Annotated in this window: 27 protein-coding genes and 2 tRNA genes; 11 read left to right on the forward strand and 18 right to left on the reverse strand. The window is 70.5% G+C overall.

Translation table 11 applies throughout. The features are described 5' to 3' along the window. Positions 1–149 precede the first annotated feature (149 nt). The gene (locus BLS95_RS48995; protein WP_176993816.1) at positions 150–872 is read left to right on the forward strand and encodes a transporter substrate-binding domain-containing protein; all 723 of its coding nucleotides are present in this window, start codon (positions 150–152) and stop codon (positions 870–872) included. 13 nt (positions 873–885) lie between these two features. On the opposite strand, the gene BLS95_RS49000 is transcribed toward BLS95_RS48995, so the two are convergent. Beyond that, positions 886–958 (reverse strand) — tRNA-Ala (locus tag BLS95_RS49000). A gap of 75 nt (positions 959–1,033) precedes the next feature. On the opposite strand from BLS95_RS49000, the gene BLS95_RS49005 reads away from it, so the two are divergent. Further along, positions 1,034–1,948: an RNA polymerase sigma-70 factor gene (locus BLS95_RS49005; protein ID WP_090946494.1), complete on the forward strand. Its 915-nt coding sequence runs from the start codon at positions 1,034–1,036 to the stop codon at positions 1,946–1,948. Between the two features lie 67 nt (positions 1,949–2,015). On the opposite strand, the gene BLS95_RS49010 is transcribed toward BLS95_RS49005, so the two are convergent. The 6 genes from BLS95_RS49010 to BLS95_RS49035 all read right to left on the reverse strand — a co-directional run bounded on the left by BLS95_RS49010 (position 2,016) and on the right by BLS95_RS49035 (position 5,743). After that, positions 2,016–2,546, reverse strand: coding sequence for a Clp protease N-terminal domain-containing protein (locus tag BLS95_RS49010; protein ID WP_090946495.1), 531 nt, complete (start codon positions 2,544–2,546; stop codon positions 2,016–2,018). A 3-nt stretch (positions 2,547–2,549) separates the two neighbouring features. Then, a complete protein-coding gene (locus BLS95_RS49015) occupies positions 2,550–2,765 on the reverse strand; it encodes a helix-turn-helix domain-containing protein (protein ID WP_090946496.1) in 216 nt (71 codons plus the stop codon). Positions 2,766–2,797: 32 nt separating this feature from the next. Beyond that, positions 2,798–3,640, reverse strand: coding sequence for an alanyl-tRNA editing protein (locus BLS95_RS49020; RefSeq protein WP_090946497.1), 843 nt, complete (start codon positions 3,638–3,640; stop codon positions 2,798–2,800). Positions 3,641–3,644: 4 nt separating this feature from the next. After that, the gene (locus tag BLS95_RS49025; protein WP_245765744.1) at positions 3,645–4,880 is read right to left on the reverse strand and encodes a CynX/NimT family MFS transporter; all 1,236 of its coding nucleotides are present in this window, start codon (positions 4,878–4,880) and stop codon (positions 3,645–3,647) included. A 126-nt stretch (positions 4,881–5,006) separates the two neighbouring features. Then, entirely contained in the window at positions 5,007–5,384 is a 378-nt protein-coding gene (locus BLS95_RS49030; RefSeq protein WP_090946498.1) for a hypothetical protein, read from the reverse strand. Continuing rightward, positions 5,381–5,743 (reverse strand): hypothetical protein, encoded by a 363-nt coding sequence (locus BLS95_RS49035; RefSeq protein WP_090946499.1) that lies wholly within the window; start codon positions 5,741–5,743, stop codon positions 5,381–5,383. Before BLS95_RS49035 ends, BLS95_RS49030 begins: the two co-directional genes overlap by 4 nt. 82 nt (positions 5,744–5,825) lie before the next feature. On the opposite strand from BLS95_RS49035, the gene BLS95_RS49040 reads away from it, so the two are divergent. Continuing rightward, on the forward strand, positions 5,826–6,320 hold the full coding sequence (locus tag BLS95_RS49040) for a 2-thiouracil desulfurase family protein (protein WP_090946500.1): 495 nt from the start codon (positions 5,826–5,828) through the stop codon (positions 6,318–6,320). Between the two features lie 4 nt (positions 6,321–6,324). Here the strand turns inward: BLS95_RS49040 and BLS95_RS49045 are convergent, their stop codons facing one another. Next, positions 6,325–6,705, reverse strand: coding sequence for a hypothetical protein (locus tag BLS95_RS49045; protein ID WP_143044231.1), 381 nt, complete (start codon positions 6,703–6,705; stop codon positions 6,325–6,327). A 309-nt stretch (positions 6,706–7,014) separates the two neighbouring features. Here BLS95_RS49045 and BLS95_RS49050 point away from each other — a divergent pair, with 309 nt between their 5' ends. The 3 genes from BLS95_RS49050 to BLS95_RS49060 all read left to right on the forward strand — a co-directional run bounded on the left by BLS95_RS49050 (position 7,015) and on the right by BLS95_RS49060 (position 10,981). Next, on the forward strand, positions 7,015–8,385 hold the full coding sequence (locus BLS95_RS49050) for a Dyp-type peroxidase (protein ID WP_090946502.1): 1,371 nt from the start codon (positions 7,015–7,017) through the stop codon (positions 8,383–8,385). A gap of 111 nt (positions 8,386–8,496) precedes the next feature. Further along, positions 8,497–10,293, forward strand: coding sequence for a Na+/H+ antiporter NhaA (gene nhaA / locus BLS95_RS49055; RefSeq protein ID WP_090946503.1), 1,797 nt, complete (start codon positions 8,497–8,499; stop codon positions 10,291–10,293). Between the two features lie 55 nt (positions 10,294–10,348). Then, positions 10,349–10,981, forward strand: a complete 633-nt coding sequence (locus BLS95_RS49060; protein WP_090946504.1) for an ABC transporter permease family protein — start codon at positions 10,349–10,351, stop codon at positions 10,979–10,981. Positions 10,982–11,016: 35 nt separating this feature from the next. Here the strand turns inward: BLS95_RS49060 and BLS95_RS49065 are convergent, their stop codons facing one another. Beyond that, positions 11,017–11,787 carry an SDR family oxidoreductase gene (locus BLS95_RS49065; RefSeq protein WP_090946505.1) on the reverse strand — a complete coding sequence of 257 codons (771 nt, stop codon included), beginning with the start codon at positions 11,785–11,787 and terminating at the stop codon, positions 11,017–11,019. A gap of 81 nt (positions 11,788–11,868) precedes the next feature. Between BLS95_RS49065 and BLS95_RS55105 the strand changes: the two genes are divergently transcribed. The 4 genes from BLS95_RS55105 (at position 11,869) to BLS95_RS49085 (ending at position 15,585) form a co-directional block, all read left to right on the forward strand. Then, positions 11,869–12,210, forward strand: a complete 342-nt coding sequence (locus BLS95_RS55105) for a hypothetical protein (protein ID WP_143044232.1) — start codon at positions 11,869–11,871, stop codon at positions 12,208–12,210. Positions 12,211–12,229: 19 nt separating this feature from the next. Continuing rightward, entirely contained in the window at positions 12,230–13,207 is a 978-nt protein-coding gene (locus BLS95_RS49075; RefSeq protein ID WP_090946507.1) for a helix-turn-helix transcriptional regulator, read from the forward strand. Positions 13,208–13,610: 403 nt separating this feature from the next. Next, positions 13,611–13,964, forward strand: coding sequence for an SPW repeat protein (locus BLS95_RS49080; protein WP_218136384.1), 354 nt, complete (start codon positions 13,611–13,613; stop codon positions 13,962–13,964). A 565-nt stretch (positions 13,965–14,529) separates the two neighbouring features. Then, positions 14,530–15,585 carry a glycosyltransferase family 2 protein gene (locus BLS95_RS49085; protein ID WP_090946509.1) on the forward strand — a complete coding sequence of 352 codons (1,056 nt, stop codon included), beginning with the start codon at positions 14,530–14,532 and terminating at the stop codon, positions 15,583–15,585. 57 nt (positions 15,586–15,642) lie between these two features. Here BLS95_RS49085 and BLS95_RS49090 read toward each other — a convergent pair. The 4 genes from BLS95_RS49090 to nadD all read right to left on the reverse strand — a co-directional run bounded on the left by BLS95_RS49090 (position 15,643) and on the right by nadD (position 18,681). Continuing rightward, positions 15,643–15,715 (reverse strand) — tRNA-Ala (locus BLS95_RS49090). Between the two features lie 1,130 nt (positions 15,716–16,845). After that, complete coding sequence (locus BLS95_RS49095) at positions 16,846–17,475, reverse strand: histidine phosphatase family protein (RefSeq protein WP_090946510.1); 630 nt, start codon at positions 17,473–17,475, stop codon at positions 16,846–16,848. A 73-nt stretch (positions 17,476–17,548) separates the two neighbouring features. After that, the gene (gene rsfS, locus BLS95_RS49100; RefSeq protein ID WP_090946511.1) at positions 17,549–17,944 is read right to left on the reverse strand and encodes a ribosome silencing factor; all 396 of its coding nucleotides are present in this window, start codon (positions 17,942–17,944) and stop codon (positions 17,549–17,551) included. A gap of 122 nt (positions 17,945–18,066) precedes the next feature. Then, positions 18,067–18,681 (reverse strand): nicotinate-nucleotide adenylyltransferase, encoded by a 615-nt coding sequence (gene nadD / locus BLS95_RS49105; protein WP_090946512.1) that lies wholly within the window; start codon positions 18,679–18,681, stop codon positions 18,067–18,069. 87 nt (positions 18,682–18,768) lie between these two features. Here nadD and BLS95_RS49110 point away from each other — a divergent pair, with 87 nt between their 5' ends. Continuing rightward, positions 18,769–19,800 carry a M48 family metallopeptidase gene (locus BLS95_RS49110; RefSeq protein ID WP_176993817.1) on the forward strand — a complete coding sequence of 344 codons (1,032 nt, stop codon included), beginning with the start codon at positions 18,769–18,771 and terminating at the stop codon, positions 19,798–19,800. Between the two features lie 68 nt (positions 19,801–19,868). Here the strand turns inward: BLS95_RS49110 and BLS95_RS49115 are convergent, their stop codons facing one another. The 5 genes from BLS95_RS49115 to BLS95_RS49130 all read right to left on the reverse strand — a co-directional run bounded on the left by BLS95_RS49115 (position 19,869) and on the right by BLS95_RS49130 (position 24,947). Next, positions 19,869–21,545 carry a serine/threonine-protein kinase gene (locus BLS95_RS49115; protein ID WP_090946513.1) on the reverse strand — a complete coding sequence of 559 codons (1,677 nt, stop codon included), beginning with the start codon at positions 21,543–21,545 and terminating at the stop codon, positions 19,869–19,871. Positions 21,546–21,627: 82 nt separating this feature from the next. After that, entirely contained in the window at positions 21,628–21,804 is a 177-nt protein-coding gene (locus tag BLS95_RS56460) for a hypothetical protein (protein ID WP_176993818.1), read from the reverse strand. A 49-nt stretch (positions 21,805–21,853) separates the two neighbouring features. After that, positions 21,854–23,125 carry a glutamate-5-semialdehyde dehydrogenase gene (locus BLS95_RS49120; protein WP_090946514.1) on the reverse strand — a complete coding sequence of 424 codons (1,272 nt, stop codon included), beginning with the start codon at positions 23,123–23,125 and terminating at the stop codon, positions 21,854–21,856. 48 nt (positions 23,126–23,173) lie between these two features. Continuing rightward, entirely contained in the window at positions 23,174–24,334 is a 1,161-nt protein-coding gene (gene proB, locus BLS95_RS49125; RefSeq protein ID WP_218136385.1) for a glutamate 5-kinase, read from the reverse strand. Beyond that, entirely contained in the window at positions 24,303–24,947 is a 645-nt protein-coding gene (locus BLS95_RS49130; RefSeq protein ID WP_245765745.1) for a TetR/AcrR family transcriptional regulator, read from the reverse strand. The genes proB and BLS95_RS49130 overlap by 32 nt, the downstream gene beginning before the upstream one ends. Positions 24,948–24,967: the final 20 nt, after the last annotated feature.

Below are 24,967 nucleotides of genomic sequence, written 5' to 3' on the forward strand. Positions count from 1 at the left end.
GACTTTTCCGTAAGGGTGCGGCCACCCTGATCGCGGCACAACTCCTCCTCACGTCCGCGTGCACGGACATTCCCGTATCGAGGACAGGCACGGGAACCCCCGACCCCGGCCACGGCAGGCTCGCAAGAGGGGGCACGATCGCGGTGGGCGTGACCACCGACCTGCCCGGCTGGAGCGCGCTGACGATCGGCGAGAACTCCCGCAGCGGGTTCGACATCGACCTTGTCAAATGGCTCGCGAGCCGGCTCGATTTCACGCCGAACTACGTTGACCTCACCCTGGCCCAGCGCGAGAGCGCGTTACGGGGCGGAGCCGACGAGCGCAAGGCGCACCTGGTCGCGGCGGTGTTCTCCATCACGGACGAACGCCGGAAGCGGGTCATGTTCGCCGGGCCCTACATGGTCACCCGGCAGGGGTTCATGGTCAGGAAGGGAGACACCCGAATCAACGCCATGGCCGACCTGAAGGGCAAGACGGTCTGCACCGGCGCGGGCACCACGTCGCTCAAGCAGTTGAAGGATTCGGGCATCAAGATGAACGTCACCGACGAGCAGGGCATGAACGCCTGCGTCGCGCGCCTGCTGGAAGGGAAGTCGGTGGACGCCGTCTCGACGGATCAGCTCATGCTGGCGGGGCTCGCCCAGACCGACCCCGAGCGCCTGGAGGTCCTGCCGGATCTCACCTTCGGCGCCCAGGAGAGATATGGCCTGGGGCTCCCCCTGGGAGACGTCGCGGACTGCGAGATCGTCACGAAAGAACTTCAGGACTTCATCAACCAGGGCTATTGGTCCCAGTTTTTCCGGCAACGATTTCCCGGGCTGGAACCGGACCCCTATCAACCCGATCCGTTCAACCTGAACGCATGCGAGTGAATGGACTTTCCGGTGGAGCTATGGGGACTCGAACCCCAGGCCTCCTCCATGCCATGGAGGCGCGCTACCAACTGCGCCATAGCCCCTTACGATCATCAAGTGTATAGGAGTTCCGGAGCGCTCGTGTCACACCGAAGGATCCATGGTACGTCTTAGGGTTTATGTCGACTTTCGAAGACCATCGCACCTTGCTGACCGGCGTCGCCTACCGGATCCTGGGCAGCGTCGCCGACGCCGAGGACGTCGTGCAGGAGGCATGGTTGCGCTGGTCGGGGGTGGACCAGGAGGCGGTTGACGACCCCAAGGCCTATCTCGTCAGGGTGACCTCCCGGCTGGCCATCGACCGGTTGCGGTGGGCCAAGTCGCGGCGGGAGTCGTACGTCGGGCCCTGGTTGCCCGAGCCGATCAGCACCGGGCCCGACGTGGCCGAGCACGCGGAGCTGGCCGACTCCGTCGAGCTGGCGCTGCTCGTGGTGCTGGAGACGTTGTCACCGCTCGAAAGGGCGGTGTTCGTCCTGCGGGAGGCGTTCGATCTGCCGTTCGCCGAGATCGCGGAGATCATCGGCCGGGCCGAGCCGGCGACCAGGCAACTCGCCCGGCGGGCGCGCGAGCACGTACGGGAGAAGCGGCCGCGCTTCGACGTGGACCGGGGCGAGCGCCGGCGGATCACCGAGCGCTTCATCAACGCCTCCGCGAACGGCGACCTCGACGGGCTGATCGAGCTGTTCTCCGACGAGGTCACGATGGTCAGCGACGGCGGCGGCAAGGCCAGGGCCGCGCTGCGGGCGATCACCGGGGCCGAGCACGTGGGCCGCTACCTGCTGTCGATCAACACTCCGGCGAACATCGCCCGCTTCATGGCCTCGATCGGCATGACGGACGTCCCCGGCATATCGTTCGGCACGGCGACGGTGAACAACGCTCCCGCGCTGGTCCTCTCGGCCGGCGGGCGGGTGATCACGGTCGTCTCGTTGCTGGTCGCGGACGGCAAGATCGACACGATCTACCTCATGGCCAACCCCGAGAAGATCACCCACCTGGAGCCCGACGCCATCCCGGAGACCGATCCGGCCTGACGCCCCCCGGCACGCCCACGGACGGCCCGCACATTCCGGACCGTCCATGCCGGCTTCCAGGCGTGGATCAGGCGGCGCGGCGGCGCGGGATCGCGGCCTCGTCTACCAGCCGGTCCAGGTCCACCCCGGCCTCCCGGAGGAGCCGGGCGGCCCCGTTGGAGGTGTCGGCGAGCAGCCCCCACAGCAGCCGCTCCCCCGTGACGGCCCCCGGCTGCCATTGCGCCACCTCGATCACCTTCCGGGTATGCATGGCCAGGGGGAGCTCCCCCAGCGGCCCGTACAGGGTGACCCGCAGCGGCCGCACCCGGGAGCGGCGCAGCCGCCACAGCCCGGGCTCGTCGGCGCCGGCCCTGGTACGGCGGCGCACCACGTCCAGATCGATGCCCAGGGTGGCCAGCAGCGCCCGCGCGTTCCCGAGGTCCACCAGCTCCCGTACGTCGGCCTCCGACGCGGTGAACGACGGCAACGAGAACGGCCGCACCTCGGCCAGTGCCAGCACCAGCATGTCGACGTCGAGCGTGGCCCGTCCGGCGTCGAGCGAATGCATCCCTGCCCTGACCACCGCCCGGCGGGCGCCCTCCGTGTACCTGGCGAACATGCGCTACCTCCCTGTCCTGCGAGCGTGCTTGCGATGAGCGGTCTGCCGCCGGACACCCAGCGCGTCGGCGATCTGCTCCCACGACCAGCCCTGGGCGCGGGCGTTGGACACGTGCGCCGCCTCCAGCTCTTCCAGCAGGGTCCTGAGCGCGGCGACCGCCGCCAGCCCCACCCCGGGGTCTCGATCGGCGGCCGCCTCGGCGAGTTCGGTGGCGTTCATGCCGTCAGCATATGCTGACACGCCACCGTTTGTCAGCATATGCTGACGGGCTCGCAGGTGGTGTTCATGGTCAGCGACGTGCCCTCCGGCGACAGCGACAGCGCGACCTCGACCCGGCCCAGTTCCCCGGTACGGCTCACGTGGGTGCCGCCGCACGGAATGGAGGCCTCCCCGTCGGGCAGCGAGCAGTGCCACGTACGGCGGGCGGTCAGCCCGGGCCCCGGCACCTCCAGCCGGACCGGCGCGTCGGCGGCCACCCACGCACCGAGCAGGTCGTTCACCTGCCGCACGACCTTGTCGAGATCCAGCCCCTCGGCCGTGAACCCCTTCTTGCGCAGCGACTTGCCCAGCCGGTAGACGTCCACGCTGCCGCCGGGCACGATCCGCGACGAGTCGATGGCGGCCTGGTCGAAGTCGGGATGCCCGAGCCGGTCCAGCGCCGCCTCCTTGCGCCAGCGGTCGGCCAGGGCGGCGTTGAGCGCGAGCGCGGCCAGGTGGCAGGCGGTGTGACCGGCCGACAGCGCGGCCCGGAACTCGGCGTCCACCAGCAGGTCCACCTCCTCCCCCACCGGCAGCGGCGCCTCGGTCACGTGCACGACCAGCCACTCCCATCCCTCCGCGCCGCGCCGCACGGGAATGGCCTCCCCGAGGAAGACCTCGCCGGAGTCCGACCGCGCCCCCGTCACACAGTCGAGGACCGGCAGCCCGCCGATCGTGCCCCGGTCGGCGGGCTGGTCGGGCCAGGTGTGGTCGAGGGGGTGGAAGGGCGTCTCGGAGACGACGAGGCCGTGCCGGGCCCCCACCGGCACGGCCCCGACAACTGGGGAACGGCCTGCGACCAGGCCCTCAGGAAAGGTGACAAGAGTGGATTTCACCTGGTCATTGTCCCAGGGACGACTCGTCCTCCAGGTAGCGGTCGCGGCCCGCGTACAGACCGGTGAGAAGCTGCACCACCAGCACCGCGAAGATCATCATGTACGGCACCGACCAGCCGCCGGCCGCCTCCCGCAGCACGCCCACCAGCAGCGGCCCGGCACCGGCGAGCAGATACCCGACGCTCTGCCCGAACCCCGACAACCCGGCCGTGGCCTCCGGCGTACGGGTGCGCAGCGCCAGCATCATCAGCGCCAGCGGGAACGACCCCATGCCGATGGCGATGAGCGTGATCCACAGCAGCGTCAGCGACATGGGCCCGAACCAGAGCCCGAGGAACCCGGCCACGTAGAACACCACGAGGCCCACCACAGTGGGCCGCTGGTCACGGAAGCGGGCGGCCACCATGGGCACGAAGATGGACACGGGGATGTTCAGCGCCGTGAACACCGCGAGCACCAGCCCCGCCTGCGAGGTGCTGTAGCCCCCGTCGGTGAGGATCGTGGCGAGCCAGCCGAACATGATGTAGGCGATCATCGACTGGGTGCCGAAGTAGATCGCGATCATCCACGCGAGCCTGCTCCTGACCAGGCGCCGGATGCCCGCCTCCCGGCGGCTCGTGTCCCGCTCCGGCTCACTGCGCAGCAGCGCAAGCCACGGAATGGCGGCGACGACGGCCAGCGCCGCCCACACGCCGAGCGCGATGTGCCAGTCACCGGACACGCGCTCGATCGGCACGGTCGCGGCGGCGGCCAGCATGGTGCCCACCGCCAGGGCCGTGGTGTAGACGATGGTCATGATCCCGGTACGCGCCGGGAAGTGACGCTTGATCAGCGTCGGGATGAGCACGTTGCCGACCGCCCCGCCGGACAGCGCGACCGCGCTGCTCAGCAGGAACACCGGCGCCGAGCCGACCAGCGACCGGACCAGCAGGCCCGCGCCCAGCGTGACGAGCGCGAGCAGCAGCAGCCGGTGCTCGCCGAGCCGCCGGGCCAGCGCCGGGGTGATCGCCCCCACACCGGCGAAGGCCAGCACGGGCAGCGTGGTGAGCAGCCCGGTGGCGGCGCTGGACATGCCGAGCGAGCCGGTGAGCTGGTCGAGCAGGGGGCCGACGCTGGTGACGCCGGTGCGCAGGTTCAGCGCGGCGAGGACGATTCCCAGCACGAGCAACCAGGCGAGAGGACCGGGCTTGGCCCGGGACTCCGGGGCGTACGCGCTCATGCGCAGGAATCCTCCGTTCATCAAATCATGGGACGAATCACTACCTTACAGTAGCGGCAGAGGTGTTTGTCAGAAATGTACCTTTTCGGGTCATCCGAGCGGCCACCGGCCCCTCGCAGCGCGTGCCGTCGTCCGGCACGCCGCAGGTCAACGCCTGCGGCGCAGCCAGTAGAGCCCCACGAGGGGCAGCACGAGCGGGATGAACAGGTAGCCCCTGCCGTACGCGGACCAGACCGTCGCGTCGGGGAAGGCGGCCGGGTCGAGGAGGCTGAGCGTGCCGACGATCAACACCCCCGCCAGCTCGATGCCGAGCGCGACCAGCGCCAACCGGCGGGCGCCGCGCAGGAGGGCGACCGTGAGCAGGATGTAGACGAGCGCCGCGAAGGCCGACAGCGAGTACGCCAGCGGCGCCTCGCCGAACTTGAGGGCGATCTGCACCCCCGCCCGTGCCCCGGCGGCCAGCGAGAACAGCCCGTAGACGGCGACGAGCGCGCGTCCGGGCCCGGCGCCGATCGAGGTGGTCACGCGGTCCCCTGCCAGATCTGCAGCAACCGCCCGGTCATCACCGCGATCGCGAACCCGGCCACCGCCAGGATCCCCGGCCCCCACCGGCTCCGCTCCGCCAGCGCCAGGAACACCCCGGCCGGCGGGATGAGCACCTCGCCCCCGACATAGCCGAACAGCGTCACCTTGTCCGCGGGCCCCGCGCCGCCCGCCACGGCCGCGATGACGAAGCCCGCCTGCACCAGCACCGCCACTTCGAGCACGGCGAAGCCCACCAGCAGGACCATGCCCATCGGCCGGTTGCGGATGGCAGTGACCAGGCTCGCCAGCGTCAGCAGCACGGCGAGCACGATCACGATGGTGGCGACGGTCGTGTTCATCGGGACAAAGGCTATCGCCCGGGGGGCTCGCCCCTGATTCCGTCCGGCGCTCAACTCCCAGGACGCTCATAGGATCGAAGGTGTGGAGACGATCCTCGTCAGTGCCTGCCTGATGGGACGCAGGGTGCGCTTCGACGGCGGCGCGAAGACCAGCTCGGACGCCTGGCTCGCGGCCTGGCGCGCCGAGGGGCGGCTGGTCCCGTTCTGCCCGGAGGTGGAGGGCGGGCTGGCGATCCCCCGTCCCGCCGCCGAGATCGAGGGCGGCGCGGGCGGGGCGGCCGTGCTGGCCGGTGACGCCCGCGTGCTGGCGGCCGACGGATCGGACGTGACGGCGGCCTTCCTGGCGGGCGCGCGGGCGGCGCTCGCGGCGGCGCGGTCGGCCGGGGCCCGGCTGGCGGTGCTGAAGGAGGGCAGCCCGTCGTGCGGGGTGCTGTCGATCCACGACGGCACGTTCGGCGGGCGGCGCGTCGCCGGGCAGGGCGTCACGACGGCGCTGCTGGAGCTCAACGGCATCCGCGTGTTCGGCGAGGATCGCGTCGCCGAGGCGGCCGGCTACCTGCGCACCCTGGAGACGTAGAAGGCTACCTGCGCACCCTGGAGACGTAGAAGGCCCCGGCCAGCCCGGCGGCGAGCATGGTCGCCATCGTGCCGTGATACCAGGTGAGCAGCGCGTTCTCGCCGCCCGCGCGAAACGCCACCGCCATGATTCCCAGCAGCACCCCGGCCAGCGCGCCCGCGTGCGTGTAGATCAGCCCGTCCCAGGCCCACGCCCGGCCGGACAGCGCGCCGACGGCGCCGGTGAGCATGGCCGCGGCGCACAACGTCTCGACGATCACCGCCGGGACGATCACGGGCTGGTGCAGCGGGCCGAGCGCGACCCCGGCGTGCGACAGCCCGAAGCAGGCGAAGACCAGCAGGTAGACCAGCGAGAGCAGGCCCAGCGCCCGGCGGAGTGCGTCCATGGCCTCCACGGTCGCAGCCGGGCCCGCCCCCGCCATCGTCCCTGGGGAGGTGGCGCGGATACGTCCTGCGCAGTAGGCGGCAGCCGGCGCACGAGGCGGACCACCCCGTCGATGGTCACCCGGGCATGAACGCTCGGCGGGCGAATCCGATCGGGAAATCACGCGAGGCGAATTCCGGAAACTTTCTCGATCGCCCGGGAGTCGTACAGGTGGGGCAGCGTTGGAAATCCGGGGGGAATCGCGCGGTGCGTTCCTCCTGCGACGCGTCAGGGGGCCCGATTTCTTTGGAAACGGGGAAAGGACTCGACAATGCCTGTCGACCTGAACAACGCACTACCACTGGCCTGGGACTCGGCCACGCTCGACGCGGACACGAAGGCGATGCTGGACAACCTCCAGCCGAACATCCTGCGCGCTCACGTGCGCGAGCACATGTCCGTCCTGTTCGTCCGGTTCAACGACGTGGCCGAGGGCAGGGCCTACCTGCGGCGTCTCGCGGTCACGAAGATGAAGTCCGCGCTCAGGCACCTGCGGGAAGTGCGCGACTTCGCCGCTCAGGGGCGGCGCGGCAGCCCGTACGTGGGCGTCGGGATCAGCAAGGCCGGATACCGCGACCTCGGCCACTCGGTCGAGGAGGTGCGCGCGTTCGGCGACAAGGCGTTCCGCGACGGCATGAAGCGGCGGCTCGCCGAGGTGAACGACCCGCCGGTGGAGCAGTGGGAATGGGTCTACCAGCGGGAGATCCACGCCGTCATCCTGATCGGGGACGACGAGCCGGACACGGTGGCGGCGCTGCGCGAGGAGATCGTCGGGGACCTGCCGGACAGCGCCAGGCTGCTCGGTGAGGAGACCGGGACGGGCATGCGCAACCCGGCCGGCGACGGGATCGAGCACTTCGGTTACGTGGACGGCCGCAGCCAGCCGCTGTTCCTGAAGGACGAGGTGGACAGGGAGCCGAAAAAGCACTGGAACCCGGCGTTCCCGCTGTCGAACATCCTGGTTCCCGACCCCTTCGCCCCCAACCCGGTCCGTCACCACGGCAGCTACCTGGTGTTCAGGAAGCTGGAGCAGAACGTCCGGGCGTTCAAGGAGATCGAGCAGGAGCTGGCCGACAGCCTCGGCCTGGCCGGCGACGACCGCGAACGGGCCGGCGCGCTGCTCGTCGGCCGCTTCGAGGACGGCACGCCGCTGACCTCGAAGCCCAGGGGCGCCGGCGGGCCGGTGAGCAACGACTTCACCTTCGACGCCGACGACGGCACCAAGTGCCCGTTCAGCGCGCACGTCAGGAAGACCAACCCCCGTTCCTTCGGGCGTGAGGTGCTGATGGCCCGGCGTGGCCAGACCTACGGCGAGCGTTCCGACCAGCCGTGGGACGACTCCCCGCCGGAGGCCCGGCCGAGGGGGGACGTGGGGCTGCTGTTCATGGCCTTCAACAGCAGCCTGGTGGACCAGTTCGAGTTCACGCAGCAGCAGTGGGCGGACAATCCTGATTTCGAGAGGCCGGCGACCGGCCACGATCCGGTCATCGGGCAGGGGGATCGCGACATCAAGGTCACCTACCCCAAGGCCTGGGGCAAGCCCGAGATGTCGGAACCGCAGGCCCAGGTGGCTCAGACGGTCACGATGAAGGGCGGCGAATACTTCTTCGCGCCTTCCCTGGCCTACCTGCGCAACCTGTGAGATCGCGCTGAGGGCGGGCCGCCCGGCGGCCCGCCCTCGGCATGACTGGCGGCGGCGGGGGCTCGGGGGTTTTGGGGCGACCTAAAATCAGGTCTTCGGGGGAGATCTGACATGCTGCGAGCCTTTTTCCGTACCGAGGCGGGGAGCACAAGCGTGCTGCTCACCGCCACCGTGCTGGCCCTGCTGTGGGCCAATTCGCCGTGGGGGCACACCTACGAGGCGTTCTGGCACACCCACATGGGGATCTCCTTCGGCGACGCGCGCTTCTCGCTGGATCTGCGGCACTGGGTCAACGACGGCCTCATGACCGTCTTCTTCTTCCTCATCGGGCTGGAGGTCTCCTACGAGGTAAGGCTCGGGCAGTTGCGCAACCGGCGGCTGATCGCCGTGCCCGCCGTGGCGGCGTTCGGCGGGATGCTCGTACCGGCCGGGATCTACCTGCTGCTCAACTACGGCGGGCCGGCGGCCGGCGGGTGGGGGGTGCCGATCGCCACCGACACCGCCTTCGTGCTGGGCGTGCTGGCCGTGGTCGGCGCCCGGTGCCCCGATCCGCTGCGGGCCTTCCTGCTGACGCTGGCCATCGTGGACGACGTGCTCGCCATCATGATCATCGCGATCTTCTACACGGCCAGCCTCTCCGTTCCCGCCCTGCTCGCCGCCATCGTGCTGCTCGGGGCCGTGGTGACCCTGCGGTGGCTGAGGATCTGGCGGGCGCCGGCGTACATCGTGCTGGGGTTCGCGTTGTGGGTGGCCACGCTGCAGAGCGGAATCCACCCGACGCTCGTGGGCATCGCGATGGGGATGCTGGTCTTCGTGTACGCGCCCAGCGACCAGAAACTGCTGCTGGCCGGCGAGGCCGTGCACGGGTTCACCAGCGATCCCAGCGCGGAGCGCGCCAGGGAGGCCGCCCGGCGGGTGCAGCGGGCCGTCTCCGTGAACGAGCGGCTGCAACTGCGGTTGCACCCGTGGAGCAGCCACGTGATCGTGCCGGTCTTCGCCCTGGCCAACGCCGGCGTCCGGCTCGACGCGGAGATCCTGCGGGCCGCGCTGACCTCGCCGGTCACCATCGGGGTGGCGCTGGGGCTGCTGGCCGGGAAGTTCCTCGGGATCTCGCTCGGCACGTGGCTGCCGCTGCGCTTCGGGTGGGGCATCCTGCCGGGGAACCTGGTGTGGGGGCAACTGCTGGGCGGGGCCGCGGTGTCCGGGATCGGGTTCACGGTGGCGCTGTTCATCGTGGACCTGGCCTTCAAGGACCAGGCCCTGCACGACCAGGCGAAGATCGGCATCCTGGCGGGGTCGCTGCTGGCGGCCGTGCTGGGGTGGGTGATCTTCAAGCTGGCCTGGGACCGGGGCGGAGTCTGCGCGCCGCCCGAGGCCGAGCCCGCCGAGGAGCTGCCCGAGGTGCTCTCGGTGCCCGTCGGGCCGACGGACCACGTACGGGGGCCGGCGGACGCCCGGGTGACGATCGTGGAGTACGGGGACTTCGAGTGCCCGTACTGCGGCCGGCTCCATCCCGTCCTGGAGGAGCTGCTGCGCAAGCACGCCGACGTGCGGCTGGTGTTCCGGCACTTCCCGCTGCGTACCCTGCACCCGCGGGCCGCCCCGGCCGCGATCGTGTCGGAGGCCGCCGCCGAGCGGGGCAGGTTCTGGGAGATGCATGATGTCCTCTACGACAACCAGCGCTTCCTCACCGACGCCGACCTGGAGCAGTACGCCGCCGAGATGGACGTCGTCCCCTGGTCGAACGTGCCGGGCCACGTCGCCAGGATCGCGCTCGACGAGGAGTCCGGCCGCGACAGCGGCGTGCGCGGCACTCCCACCCTCTTCCTGAACGGGATCCGCTACCAGGGCCCGCTCGATCTGGACTCGATCGACCGCGCAGTGGCGAATCTACGCAAATCCCCGTAGCGTCGAAAGGTCGTCTTCCAGCACCACCGGAGCTCTCGTGCCCCCTGCATACGTTGTGACCAGCATCATCGCCTTCGTCATCATGGCCGTCGTCCTGATCGCCGGCATCGTCGTGACCACGATGAGAAGACGCGACCACGGGCGGGCCGCGATCCTGGGAATGACAGGCTGCATCGTGCTCCTGCTGGGGGTGCTGTTCAACGTGTTGTACAGCTTCCTCCTCCCGACGATGAGCGCGACGTACGGGCTCAACCCCCTGTCGCTGTCGGCGATCTTCACCATGGTCTCGGTGCTCTTCCAGGCGGTCGGCATCGGGCTGCTCATCGGGGGCGTGGTCGCCCGCCGGAACGCGCCGCAACCGGCCCAGCCGCAGGGCGTGGGCTGGCAGCAGCCCGCACAGAACTGGTCCCACGGCCCGCAGCAGCCCACCGAGCAGTGGCCACCTCACGATCCGCAGCAGCCCGCCCAGTGGCCGCACCAGACTCCCCAGCAGCCTCCCGCCCAGACTGCCGCCCAGCAGCCCCCTCTGCAGCCCCAGGCCCAGCAACCTCTGGCCCAGCAACCTCTGGCCCAGCAACCTGCCCAGCAGCCTCCCGCCCAGGAGCCGCCTGGGTGGCAGTCCCCCGCGCAGCAGCCGCCCGGGTGGCAGCCGCGGCAGCAGTCGCCCTTTGGCGAGGGTCAGGGCTGACCGGGACGCGGAACGCGACGGCTCTCAGGTTCGTCTCAGGTTCGTCTCAGGTACTCCTCCCAGGTGGTGTCGCCCGAAGGCCGCGCCTTCGTGGTCAGGTGCCCGGCTCTGAAGGCCCGGCCGAGCCTGCCCGGCACCCGGAGCCGCAGCACCCGCCTGCGCAGCCCGCGAGCCCGCAGCCAGGACTCGGCGAGCTCGGCCATCGTACGTACCTCCGGCCCGCCGAACTCCTCGATCTGGTCGCCGGGGCCGCGCCCGACCAGTGACACGAGATGCCGGGCCAGGTCACCGGCGTCCACCGGCTGGGCGGGGATCCCCGGGTCGGCGACCACCACGCCGACCCGGGCCATCGCGCGCAGCGCCTCCACCACGAACCCGTGGAACTGCGTGCCCCGGACGATCGTCCACGGCACGCCGCCCTCACTGACGAGCCGCTCCGCGCGTACCTTCGTACGGAAATAGCCCCAGGGCACCTGGTCCGCGCCCACGATCGAGAGGTAGATCAGGTGCCTCACGCCGACCTGACGGGCGGCCGCGAGCAGTGCGGACGTCCCGTCAAGCTCGACCTTGAGCGTGTAGCGGCCCTTGTACGGCGCCGAGGCCAGATGCACGATCACGTCCACTCCTGCCACGGCCTCCGCCACGCCCTGTCCGGTGGTCAGGTCCGCGACCACCCATCGCACGCCGCCGGCGTCGGGCCGCGCGGCACGGCTGACCGCCCGTACCTCGAACCCCGCCCCGACCAGTTCCTGCAGGAGAGGACGGCCGAGCCGCCCGCTGCCACCCGTCACGAGTACCGAAGTCATGCCATCCGGACGGGACAGCCCGGAAAAGTGTGACAATGGGGGTCATCATCGAAACAGCCCACAGCACCGCCTGAGGGAAACATGAATCGAGATCAGCCTGGCCGTCAGGAGCCGGATCCCAACCAGACGATCAGGGTCCGCTACCCCCATCCGACCCCTCCTCCCAGCGAAGAACCGCCCTCGACGCAGCGCCTGCCGTACACGCCGGACATGCTCCCCGACGTGTCCCACTACGAGGCCAAGCCGCGCAAGTCCGCCTGGTGGTGGATGATCCTGGTCGGCGGGCTCCTGCTGCTGATCGCGGCCCTGGCCGTGGCGGCGATCCTGTGGGCACGCAGCACCGCCGACAACGAGCCCGCCGCCGGGACCCGCGCGGCGATCACCCTCGACCATGAACAAGGGCAGGAGGAGCAGGGTCGCTGACAGGTAGTGTCAGCGTTGTATGCGCGCTTCCCGTCTCGTCTCCATCCTCCTGCTCCTGCAGACGCGGGGCCGGATGACCGCCCGCGAGCTGGCCGAGCGTCTGGAGGTCTCGGTACGCACCATTTACCGCGACGTCGAGTCCCTGCACGCCGCGGGCATCCCCCTGTACGGCGACGCCGGCCGCAGCGGCGGCTACCAACTGCTCGACGGCTACCGCACCCGGCTCACCGGGCTGACCACGGACGAGGCCGAGTCCCTGTTCCTGGCGGGCCTGCCGGGGCCCGCGGCCGAACTGGGGCTGGGCGCCGTGGTGGCCGCGGCGCAGCTCAAGCTCATGGCCGCGCTGCCGGTCGAGCTGCGTGACCGCGCGGGGCGCATCCAGGAGCGCTTCCACCTCGACGCGCCCACCTGGTACCGCGATCCGGAGCCGGTGACCTACCTGTCCGCCGTGGCCGACGCGGTCTGGAACGAACGGCGCATCCAGGTCAGATACCGCCGGTGGCAGGCGCCCCAGGAGGTGGAGCGGCGGCTGGAGCCGTACGGGCTGGTGGTCAAGGCCGGGCGGTGGTATTTGGTGGCGCGGGCGGGCGAGTCCGTACGGACCTACCGCGTCTCGCAGATCCTCGACCTGCACCCGCTCCCGGAGAGGTTCGCCAGGCCGGACGGCTTCGACCTGGCGGCTTACTGGCAGGGTTACCTGGAGGAGTTCGAGGCCCGGCTGAGGTGGGGCGAGGCGGTGGTCCGGCTGTCACCGGCCGGGCTGAAGCGGCTGGCCGACCTCATGACCCCGGGCATGGTGACGGCGGCGCAGGAGAGCGCGCAGCCGCCGGACGAGGAGGGCTGGACACGGGTCACGGTGCCGATCGAGTCGATCGAGCACGCGCTCGGCGAGTTCCTCAGGCTGGGCACGGATGCCGAGGTGCTCGCGCCCACCGAGCTGCGCGAGCGGGTAGCCACCACCGCAGCGGAACTCGCCGCCCGCTACCGCTTCTCCTAGAGGACGCGCCACCGTCCGGGCCGCTCCCCCTGCTCGGCGCCGGGGTCGAGGCGCTGACGCACGGCGCGGGGTGGGCAGCGATCGGCCTGCCGCCGACGCCCGCTCCGCCATCTGGCGCAGGCCGACGAGTGAGACGGGAACGCCCACAACGTCGCAACCTGCACCATCTGCACACCCGCCACGTCCATGGCCACCGACCGACGCGAACGCTGGTGGCACCACCTGGCGGATTACCACGCGCGCCCCCGCCGGACGTGCCCGTGCTTGCTCACGATCACCACCAAACAAGCAAGTGTGGGCAAGCTCACAGCAAAGAAGAGGAATCACCGCTTCGCGCGGACGGTTGCAGCCGATCGACTGACCAAACAGGCCAGCCTCGCAAACGCCATTGGCGGAGGTTCTCATGAAGGCATGGTCACGCTGGCAGGACTGGGTGCTCCTGGTCGCCGGCCTCTACGCGGCTCTCTCCCCGATCTGGGTGAACAGCGTCTCCGGCGCGATGCCCTCACTGATCGTCCTGGGCGCGCTCACCGCGATCACCTCGCTGGTGTCCCTCGGCTACCCGGGCACGGTCGCGACGGAGTGGCTCAACGCCCTCTGGGGCGTGCTGCTGTTCATCGCACCGTGGGCTCTGACGTACACGCAGTCCCAGGGGGCGTCGTGGACGTCCTGGGTCGTCGGGGTCATCACGGTGGCACTCAGCCTCACAGCGGTCCCCGTCAGCCGCGCGGCACACCGGCAGGCAATCCAGCACTGACACACAAGCACCCACCCCAGGGCCGGACCCCGTGGTCCGGCCCTTTCGCATGCCGCCCCCCATAGGCCGCCTCCCGCAGCCCCACTAGCTCCCCTCTGCACCATCACGCGAGCCACCTCCACCGACCTCGCGACTCACTGACCCACCTCCACCGACCCCGGCGACCCCACTGACCCACCTCCCCCGACCCCGGCGACCCACCACCTGCGACCGCCCCCGGAGATCATCGACCCACCCACTCCCATGAGCGTCGCCCAGGCGAAGAAGCCTGACGGCCGATCGAGTCCTCCGGACCTCGGCTCCCCCACTCTCCAATCCCCTGACCCCTCCCCCGGGATCCCCGTCCACAGAACCCGATTCGGCACCCTCCCCATCCACAGAACCGGATTCGGCCCCTCCCCGCCCCGCCCAACCACAGCATCCTCGTTTCCACACCGACGACATCACCCACGGAGAGGAAGCACAGGATGCCCGGAGGCCCGCCCACGCTGGGGTTCAGCCTGATCATCTACGCGATGGTCGGCCTGGTGACGCTGATCTCGCTCAAGCTGAGGAGGAGGCGCCGGTGACCCCGCTCTCCCTCACCGTGCTCGTCCCCGCACACAACGAGGAGCACGGCCTCCCCGCCACCCTGACCTCCATCAAGGCCCAGTCCACCCCACCGGAAAAGATCATCGTCATCGACGACGGCTCGATCGACCGCACCGGCGAGATCGCGGCGAGCTATGGAGTGACCGTCCTACGCCCACCGCACAACCTCGGCAGCAAGGCCAAGGCCCAGAATCACGCGCTCCCCCACTGCGACACCGACCTGGTCCTGGCCGTGGACGCCGACACCGTCCTCGCCCCCGACTACATCGAGCGCATGAAGCCCGTCTTCGACAACCCGGACGTGGACGTGGCGGCGGGCAACGTCCAAACCCGCTTCGCCCGCACTCCCTGCGAACGCGGCAGATCCACCGAATACCTCTTCGGCTTCCACTGGCACCGCCCGATCCAGCAACTGGCCGACAGTCCCATGGTCTGCTCGGGCTGCTGCTCGATGTTCCGGCGGACGGCCTTGACCGCGTTCGGCGGCTTCCCCGAACGTACGATCGTCGAGGACATGGACTTCACGTGGAGCCGGCAGATCGAGGGCCGCAAGGCGGTCTACGTGGCCGACGCCATGGCCTGGGCCGCCGACCCGGAAACCCTCACCTACCTGCGCAAGCAGGTGTGGCGCTGGATGGCGGGCTTCATGCAGAACGTCCGCCTCCACCTGCCCAGCCTGCTCAGCCGCAAGCCGATGCTGGCCACCTGGATCATCGTGGCCCTCCTGGAGATCGTCCTGGCCCCGCTCTGGTGGATCACCCCACTGATCCTCACCTTCGCCACGGACGAGCCCGTAGCCCGCACGCTCGCCTGGTGGGTGGGAGGAGAGCTCCTGCTCACCGTCCCCATCCTGACCTACGCGGCCAGACGCCGCCGACTCCCCCTCGGCCGCGTCCTGTTCAATCTCCCCTTCATCTACCTGAACAAGGCCGTCAACCTCTATTACGCCTGGAAGGCCCTCCTGGTGGAGCTGATCATGGTCCCCCTCCGCCTCTCCCGCGGCCTCCTCGTCTACGAGAAAGGCCGCTGACGACCAGCAAAAAGGCCCGGCTCCACCACCGTGGAAAACCGGGCCCTGCACATCTTGTGGAGCTATGGGGATTCGAACCCCAGACCTCCTCCATGCCATGGAGGCGCGCTACCAACTGCGCTATAGCCCCTGGTCACCGCTCCGAGTCCACCCGTTGCGGCGCTCGGAGAGCATATAGCCATCCACACCGATTCGCCTAATCGCGCCCTCCACCCCGCCCGAGCCACCCCCCATCCCCCATCCGCCCATGAACACCTCAAAGGTCACTGCACACCCACCCCTCCTCGCCTCACGCCGGCCATCCCTCCGCACCTCACGCCAACCGCCCATCCACGCCTCACGCCCGCCATCCCCCGCACCCTCACGCGCCACGCCTCACGCCCGCCATCCCCCGCACCTCACGCCGGCCGTCCCTCTGGACCCAGCCCCCAGCGGCCCGTCCGGACCGCCGGAGCCGTCCCATCGAGCCCGCCCCAGCCGTTCCTTCGAGCCCCCCAGCGATTCCTTCGGGTGCGCAGGTGGGGGTTACGCGCGGTTCGCGGTGTTGGGTGTTCGCCGAGCGGCATGCGGAGGTGGTGGATGAGGCGCAGCGGACACAACGGCACCTCAGCTCTTCCCTTCGGCGCCTTAGTCGTCCTTCGGCGCCCCAGCCGTTGCTCGGGCCTCGTCTCAGCCCGTTCCTCGGAGCCCAGCCATCCCTCATGCCTTGCCCCAGCCATTCTCAGGCCTTGCCCAGCCATCCCTCGGGCTTTGCCCCGGCGATCCTCAGGCCTTGCCCCAGCCATCCCTCGGGCTTTGCCCCGGCGATCCCTTGGGCCTTGCCCGGCTATCCTCGGGCCTTGCCTCGGCTATTCCTCCGGCAGCCCGGCTGTTCCTCCGGCGGCCCGGCTGTTCCTCCGGCGGCCGTAACCTGGACCCTCCGGTGGGCCAGCCCTTCTGACCGTGCGTCAGCCGTCCGTCCGTGCTCCAGCCATCCGAACCGCGAGCCCGGCGAATCCGCCACCGCAGTCACACCCTGAAGCCGAACCCAGGCCCTCCCCGGTCAAGGCACGGCACGGCCACGCCGACACCATCGCCAGCGTGGCACCAACCGGCGCATCACGCCTCAAACACGACACCACACCCCAAGGTGCAAGACATCACACCCCTGGAGGCAATGGCATCACGCCTCAAGTGGCGGCAAGCCGGCATGCACGCGCGACCCAAGGATCGGCCGGCGGCACGCCGGCCGTACGGCCCCCGAGCCGTACGGCGACCCGCCTAAACGTCGCTCTCCGGCTTGTCGTCACTCCGCACAGGCTCCGGCAGTGTCCCGGCGTTGTGTTCCAGCAGGCGCCACCCACGGCGCCCTTCCTGCAACACGGACCAGGAGCAGTTGCCCAGCCCGCCCAGCGCCGACCACAGCGCCTCGGGCAGCCCGAGCAGCTCGCAGATCCCGAGCCGCAGCGCGGCCCCGTGGGAGACCACGACCAGCAGCCCGTCGTCCTCCAGCCCGGCGGCCCACCGGCGCATGGAGGCCGCCACCCGCACGGCCACCTCACCGACGGGCTCCCCGTCTGGGGCCTCCCAGGCGGCGTACTCGTCGGGCCAGCGGTCGGCGATCTGCTCCCGCGTCAGCCCCTCCCACTGTCCGCCGCCCCGCTCACGCAGGGCCTTGTCGATCGCCACGTCGAGTCCGACGACGCGCCCGAGCGCCAGCGCGGTGTCGTTGGCGCGCTGGAGATCGGAGGAGACGATCATGGTGGGTCGTAGCGCCGCCAACAGTGAGGCGGCCCTTGCGGCCTGGGCCACACCCGTGTCGTCGAGAGGGATGTCGGAGTGCCCCTGGAATCGCTGCTCGACGTTCCAAAGAGTCTGCCCGTGCCGCAGACAGACGATCCGCTTGCTCATGCAGCAGCCCCGCCGGAACCGTCGGAACCGCCGGAATCAGCACGAGCTTCTGTGGTGTGTTCGCTCCGCTTCCTCACGCGCGCGCTCGCTGCAGGTTGGCCTGCAGGACGCTCTCCGGCAGCGAAATGGCCGGGCAGTCCTTCCACAGGCGCTCGAGCGCGTAGAACGTGCGGTCCTCCTCGTGCTGCACGTGCACGACGATGTCGATGTAGTCGAGGAGCACCCACCGGCCCTCGCGCTCGCCCTCACGGCGGACGGGCTTGGCGTCGGCCTCGGTGCGCAGCCGCTCTTCGATCTCGTCGACGATGGCGCGGACCTGGCGGTCGTTGGTGGCGGAGCAGAGCAGGAAGGCGTCGGTGATGACCAGCTGGTCACTCACGTCGTAGGCGAGGATGTCATCGGCCAGCTTGTCGGCCGCGGCCTCCGCGGCGATGCGCACGAGCTGGACGGATCTGTCAGTTGCGGTCACGATGCGGGTCTGTCCTCCTGTGTCGGCAGCATGCCCTTATGTTGAGGGTACCCTTCCGGGCTGAAACCCCTCACGTACGGCATGACTTCCCACGCGCGCGCCCCCGCCACGCGGCCCTTCGATCATTCTGTGTGATACAACCCCCGTTTGTTGATGTACTGAACGATTCCGTCCGGTACCAGATACCAAATCGGTTCGCCTTTGGCCACCCGCTGACGGCATTCGGACGACGAAATGGCCAGAGCGGGAATTTCCAGCAACGTCACCTTGCCCTGGGGCAGCCCCGGGTCGTGCAGCGTGTGCCCGGGACGGGTGCAGCCGACGAAGTGGGCCAACTCGAACAGCTCGTCCGCGTTCTGCCAGCCGAGAATGGCACCGAGCGCGTCGGCGCCGGTGATGAAGTACAGCTCCACCTCGGGACCGTAAATTTCCGAAATATCCCGCAAAGTGTCGATGGTGAACGTCGGACCCGGCCGATCCACGTCCACCCGGCTGACGGAGAAGCGCGGATTCGACGCGGTCGCGATCACCGTCATCAGGTAACGGTCCTCAGCGGCCGAGACCACCCGCTCCACCTTCTGGTACGGCCGTCCTGTCGGCACGAAGACCACCTCGTCGAGATCGAAGTGGTGGGCCACCTCGCTGGCGGCCACGAGGTGCCCGTGGTGGATGGGATCGAAGGTCCCACCCATCACCCCGACTCGGCGCTTCCCCTGAGCACCAGGCGCGTTCATCATGCAACGGACCTTACGCGGAGGCCCTCCCGCAACATGATGGGACCCCCCATGGTGATGTCCGCGCGCCACTTCCGTTGCGGACGTAGCATGCCGGGCATGACGACCACCCCGGACCGCAACCGCGTCCAACTGCCCGGCATCTCGTCCCGAGCCTACGAACACCCCGCAGACCGGTCCGCCCTGGTCGCTCTGCGTAAGTTGAGTGGGTTCGACACGGTTCTCAAGCAGATGTCCGGACTCATCAGCGAGCGGCGGCTGCGCCTGATGTACCTGGCTTCGGCCGTGCGCGTGAGCGAGACCCAGTTCCGCTCTCTCTACGACATGGGCCGCGACGCCGCCTACACGCTCGACCTGCACCGGATCCCGGAGATCTACGTCCAGCAGGACCCGCAGGTCCAGGCCAAGGCCATCGGCTTCGACGACCCGTTCATCGTCGTGACCACCGGCCTGCTCAACCTCATGAACGAGGAGGAGCAGCGCTTCGTCATCGGTCACGAGACCTCGCACATCCTGTCGGGGCACGCGGTCTACCGGACGATGCTCGACATCCTGACCCGCCTCGCCACCCGCGTCGCCTGGATCCCGCTCGGCTACATCGGCCTGCGCGCGATCGTCGCGGGCCTGGAGGAGTGGTATCGCAAGTCCGAGCTGTCCTCCGACCGCGGCGGCCTGCTCACCGGCCAGAACCCGGAGGCGGCCAAGCGCGCGCTGATGAAGCTGGCCGGCGGCGACTACACCCACGAGATGAACATCGAGGCGTTCCTGGAGCAATACCAGGAATACGACACCGCGGGCGACCTTCGCGACGGCTTCCTCAAGGTGCTCAACCTGCTCGGCACCACCCACCCGTTCGCCGTGGTGCGCGTGGCCGAGCTGGACAAGTGGCAGCGCAGCGGCGAATACGACCGCATCATCGGCGGCGACTACCCGCGCAGGGAGGACGACTCCAACGCTCGGGTGACCGACGAGATCAAAGCGGCGGCCGAGTCCTACCGCGCGTCCTGGTCGCAGTCGCAGGACCCGTTCATCGGCGTCCTGCGCGACGTGGCCGAGGGCGCGGTCAACGCGGGCGAGCGCATCTTCAACCGCTTCTCCCGCCGAGACGGCGGCCAGGGCTAGCCGACCGGCCCCCGTACGCGACCGATCCGCTTGATCAGCCGCGTTGGTCCGCTGTCGCACGCAGCGGGTCAGAGCAGGAGGGCGATGGCGCGCACGGCGGCCGCACACAGGGCGACGAACCCGCCCAGCACGGCCAGTGCGCGCAACCCCTCTCTCCGCAGGTCCGGCAGCCGATGACCGATCCGCTCGATCTCGCGCCCGGTGATCCCGCCGCACAACATCCCGAACACCACGCCCGCCACGGTGACAGGCGCGGGCTGTTGCCACCAGGTGGAGTCGATCTCGCCACCGCCGGTCACCCAGAGCGCGCCGCCCGAGGCCACCGCCACGGGCACGCCCGGCCACACCACGGCGGTGGCCGCCGCCCCGACCAGCGCGAGCGGGAAGAGCAACACCCGTAGCGTCACGCGGATGCGACGCGAGCTGTGTTTCCTGGTCAGCCAGTGGCTCATCCAGAGCGTCCTGGTCAGCACCACGAGGGCCGTCGTGATCGCGATGGAGGCGATCGGCACGATCACCGAGGCCACCACGCACGGCACGGCCAGCACGGCGAGCAGCAGCAGCGCGCCGTTTCCCGCGGGCAGCGTGGTCGACGACTCGGCTCGCAACCCCGTCTTCTTGCGGGTCTGCGGCTTGGCCGCCGCCCTGCTCCGGACCGCCGCCGCCGTACGCTGGCGGGGCCCGGTGGCCTTGCCCTCCGCGTTGAGCCGGGAGCGCGGCGCGGGGACCTTACCCCGGGCGGCGGCGGCCTTGTTGTCCGCGTTGGTCCGCGCCCGCGGCGCGGGCACCTTGCTGTCCGGATTGGCCGCGTTCGGCCGGCTCCGCGCCTTGGCCTCGCCCCGGGCGGCCTCCTCAGCCGTACGGCTGCGCACCGCCGTGCCGTTGCCCTCCTTGGCCGTGGCGGCGACCCGCCCGGCGGCCGGCTCCGGCTCGGCGGCACCGGCGGCCCTGCTCGTGACCTTGGCCAGCCGCGACAGCCGGTCGGCCAGCAGCGCCGCCGTGGGCCGCTTGCCGGGCTCCCGGTTGAGCGCGGCCCGCACCAGCGGCAGCAGCTGAACGGGCACGCCCTTGAGGTCGGCCTGCCCGTTCAGCACCGCGTACATCTGCGCCTCGGCCGTCCCCCGTCCGAACGTCGGCCGCCCGGTCGCCGCGAACGCCACCGTGGCCGCCCAGGCGTGTACGTCGGCGGGCGAGTCCACGTGCTCGTCGGCGAAGATCTCCGGCGCCGTGTAGCCGGGCGTGCCGAGGAACGTACCGGTCATGGTGAGCCGGGTGGCGTCGAGCACCTGCGCGATGCCGAAGTCGATCAGCACCGGCCCCTCGGCGCCCATGATGATGTTGCCCGGCTTGAGATCGCGGTGGACGACCCCGGCCGCGTGGATGATCGCCAGCGCGGCGGCGATGCCCTGGGCCAGCTCGACCAGCTGGGTGACGTCGAGGGAGCCGCTCTGGCGCACGCGTTCGAGCAGCGTGACGCCCTCGATGTGCTCCATGACGAGGTAGGGCCGGGCGCCGTCCAGGTCGGCGTCGAGCACCTTGGCGACGTACGGGCTCTCGACCCGGCGCAACGCGCGGACCTCACGCTCCAGCCGGATGCGGGACGTCTCTTCCTCGGCCAGATCGTGCAGGACCTTGATCGCGACGTGCTCGCCACGGCGGGTGCTGGCCAGGTAAACCTCGCCCATTCCGCCCCGGCCAAGCCGTTCGACCAGGGTGTACGGCCCGATCTTGCCGAGCTTGCTCACCGTCCCTCCCAGCCCGGCGCGCCCATAGGGGACACAACCCTAGCGCCGTGACGCGAGTCGCCGCGTGAGGCACGCCGAAGGTTTATCGGCGGGTGTGGTCGGAGAGCATGGTGTCGAAGTCGATCGTGGGCTCCTCGGACAGGTGCCTGCGGCCCTTCCTGCGCCAGTTGACGTGGCCGCGGCTCTCCAGCCAGAGCAGCAGCCGGTCGGCGCCGAAGAGCACCACGGCCGAGAAGACGAGGGCGACGACAATTTCCATGCCTCCCAGTCAAACCGCCGAACATGCCCCGGTCAGGCCGACACGCCGGTCACCCGGCCACCACCGTACCCTCTGACGTGCGCAAATGCCCCTCACCGGTGAAGACCCACTTGGTGGAGGTCAGCTCGGGCAGCCCCATCGGGCCGCGAGCGTGCAGCTTCTGCGTGGAGATGCCGATCTCCGCCCCGAACCCGAACTCGCCACCGTCGGTGAACCTGGTCGAGGCGTTGACCGCCACCGCGGCCGAGTCGACCAGCGCCACGAACCTGCGCGCGGCCCGCTGCGACCTGGTCACGATGGCCTCGGTGTGCGCCGAGCCGTAGCGCCTGATGTGCGCCACCGCCTCCTCCAGCGAGCCGACCACGGCGGCGGCGATGTCGAGCGAGAGGTATTCGGCATAGAAGTCGTCCTCGGTGACGGGCACGACCTCGCCGTAGCGGGCGATCGCGGCGTCGCCGTGCACGGTCACGCCCGCCTCCCCCAGCGCCCGCAGCGCCGCCGGCACGAAGGCGTCGGCGATGTCGGCGTGCACCAGGAACGTCTCGGCGGCGTTGCACACCGACGGCCGCTGCGCCTTGGCGTTGACCAGGATCTGCACGGCCAGGTCCACGTCGGCGTCGGCGTCGACATAGACGTGGCAGTTGCCGACGCCGGTCTCGATCACCGGCACCGTGGACTCCTCGACCACCGAGTTGATCAGGGCCGCGCCACCGCGCGGGATCAGCACGTCGACCAGGCCGCGAGCGCGCATGAGCTCCTTGACCGAGTCGCGCGTCCGCCCCGGCACGAGCTGCACGGCGTCGGCCGGGACCTCCGTGCCGCGCAGCGCCTCCTGCATGACGCGGACCAGGGCGGTGTTGGAGGAGTAGGCGCTGGAGGAGCCCCTGAGCAGCACGGCGTTGCCGCTCTTGAGGCACAGGGCGGCGGCGTCGACGGTGACGTTGGGACGGCCCTCGTAGATGATGCCGATCACGCCCAGCGGGACCCTGAGCTGGCGCAGCTCCAACCCGTTGGGCAGGGTGCTACCGCGGACCACCTCGCCGACCGGGTCGGGCAGATCGGCCACCTGGCGCACGGCCTCGGCCACGGCCGCGATCCGGGCGTCGTCGAGCCGCAGCCGGTCGATCATGGCCTCGGCGGTGCCCTGCGCCCTGGCGTGCTCGACGTCCTTGGCGTTGGCCTCGACGAGCTCGGCCGAACGCGCGACCAGAGCATCGGCGACGACACGCAACGCCCGGTCCTTGGCCGCCCGCGGCAGCGGGGCCAGCTCGGCGGCGGCCTCTCGTGCCGCATGGGCGACCTTCAGGAACTCTGTGCTCATTGCTCCGCTCCGCTCCGCAGCTCCGGGCCTGTGCGGCCCTGCGCATGTTCAGCCATGGGCTTCCAGTATGACGATGTCGTCACGGTGGATCAGCTCGCGTTCATATTCCGGACCCAGCTCGGTCGCCAGCTCCCTGGTGGAGCGGCCGAGCAGGTCGGGGATCTCGACGGCGTCGTAGTTGACCAGGCCGCGGGCCACCACGCGGCCCTCGGGCCCGCACAGGTCCACCGGGTCGCCCGCCGCGAACTCACCCTCCACCGCCGTCACCCCGGCCGGCAGCAGTGACTTGCGCCGCGCCACGATGGCCTCGACCGCGCCCCGGTCGAGGTGCAGCAGGCCGCGCCCGGTGGTGGCGTGCGCGAGCCAGAGCAGGCGGGTGCCGGGATGGCGGCCGCCGGGGTGGAAGTAGGTACCGATGTCCTCTCCGGCGAGCGCGTGGGCCGCGTGAGCGGCCGCGGTGAGCACCACGGGCACCCCGGCCCCGGTGGCGATCCTCGCGGCCTGCACCTTGGTCACCATGCCGCCGGTGCCCACGGCCGCGCCGTTCTTGCCCAGCTCGACGCCGACCAGGTCCTCCGGGCCGCGGATCTCCGCCAGCCGGCGCGACCCGGCGCGGCTCGGCGGGCCGTCGTAGAGCGCGTCCACGTCCGACAGCAGCACCAGGGCGTCGGCCCTGATCAGGTGGGACACCAGCGCCGCCAGCCGGTCGTTGTCGCCGAAGCGGATCTCGTCGGTGGCCACGGTGTCGTTTTCGTTGACGATGGGCACGATGCCCAGGTCGAGCAGCCTGGCCAGGGTGCGCTGGGCGTTGGCGTGGTGCGCGCGCCGCATCATGTCGTCGGCGGTCAGCAGCACCTGGCCGACCCGCAGGCCGTAGCGGGCGAAGGAGGAGGTGTAGCGGGCGACGAGCACCCCCTGGCCGACGGACGCGGCCGCCTGCTGGGTGGCCAGGTCACGCGGTCGCGCGGCCAGCCCGAGCGGGCCGAGGCCCGCCGCGATCGCCCCGGAGGAGACCAGGACGAGCTGAGTCCCCGCCAGGCGGCGCGCCGCCAGCACGTCCACCAGGGCGTCGACCCGGTCGACGTCGATCATCCCCGAGTGGGTCGTGAGCGAGGACGAACCGACCTTGACGACCACCCTGGACGCTGAGCTGATCTGTTCTCGCACGCTTGGCAGCTTATCCGCTCGGCGGCGTACTCGATTCGCCATGATCATTTCGCGGGCCGGGAGCCGGCGCGACGGTCAGGCTCGCCGCCGCCCGCCGCATGGCGTCCGCGACCTCCCCGGGGGAGTCGCCGCGGCGCAGCGCGTAGGAGGCGGCGGAGGTCACCGCTCCCATCATCGCGCCCACCATGGCCGCCACGGCGACCACGTCATGCTCCTCCGGGTAGCTCCGGCACAGCGCCTCGACGATGCGCTGCTGCGCCGACAGCAGGCGCCGCACCATCCACGCCTGCAACTCCGGCACCGTCAGCACCAGCCGCACCCGTACGTCGGCCAGCCCCGTGGCCAGGTCCGTGCCCGCGACCTGGACGATCGCGCGCTCGATCACCCTGGCCAGCACGTCGGGCGGCCGTTCGTCCGCCGCCCGTTCCTCGATGAGGCGCACCGCCAGCTCCACCCGCGCGTCGGCATCGCCCAGCACGACGTCCTCCTTGGCGGGGAAGTGCAGGAAGAACGTCCTGGTCGACACGTCGGCCGCGGCGGCGATCTGGGCGACGGTCGTCGCCTCGTAACCCTGCCGCTGGAACAGCTCCACCGCCGCCGCGACCAGCGCCTCCCTGGTACGCCGCTTCTTCCGCTCCCGCAGTCCCTCGCTCACACCCGCCAACTTACTACATT

It is taken from the genome of Nonomuraea jiangxiensis, assembly GCF_900099965.1.
Classification (GTDB): domain Bacteria; phylum Actinomycetota; class Actinomycetes; order Streptosporangiales; family Streptosporangiaceae; genus Nonomuraea; species Nonomuraea jiangxiensis.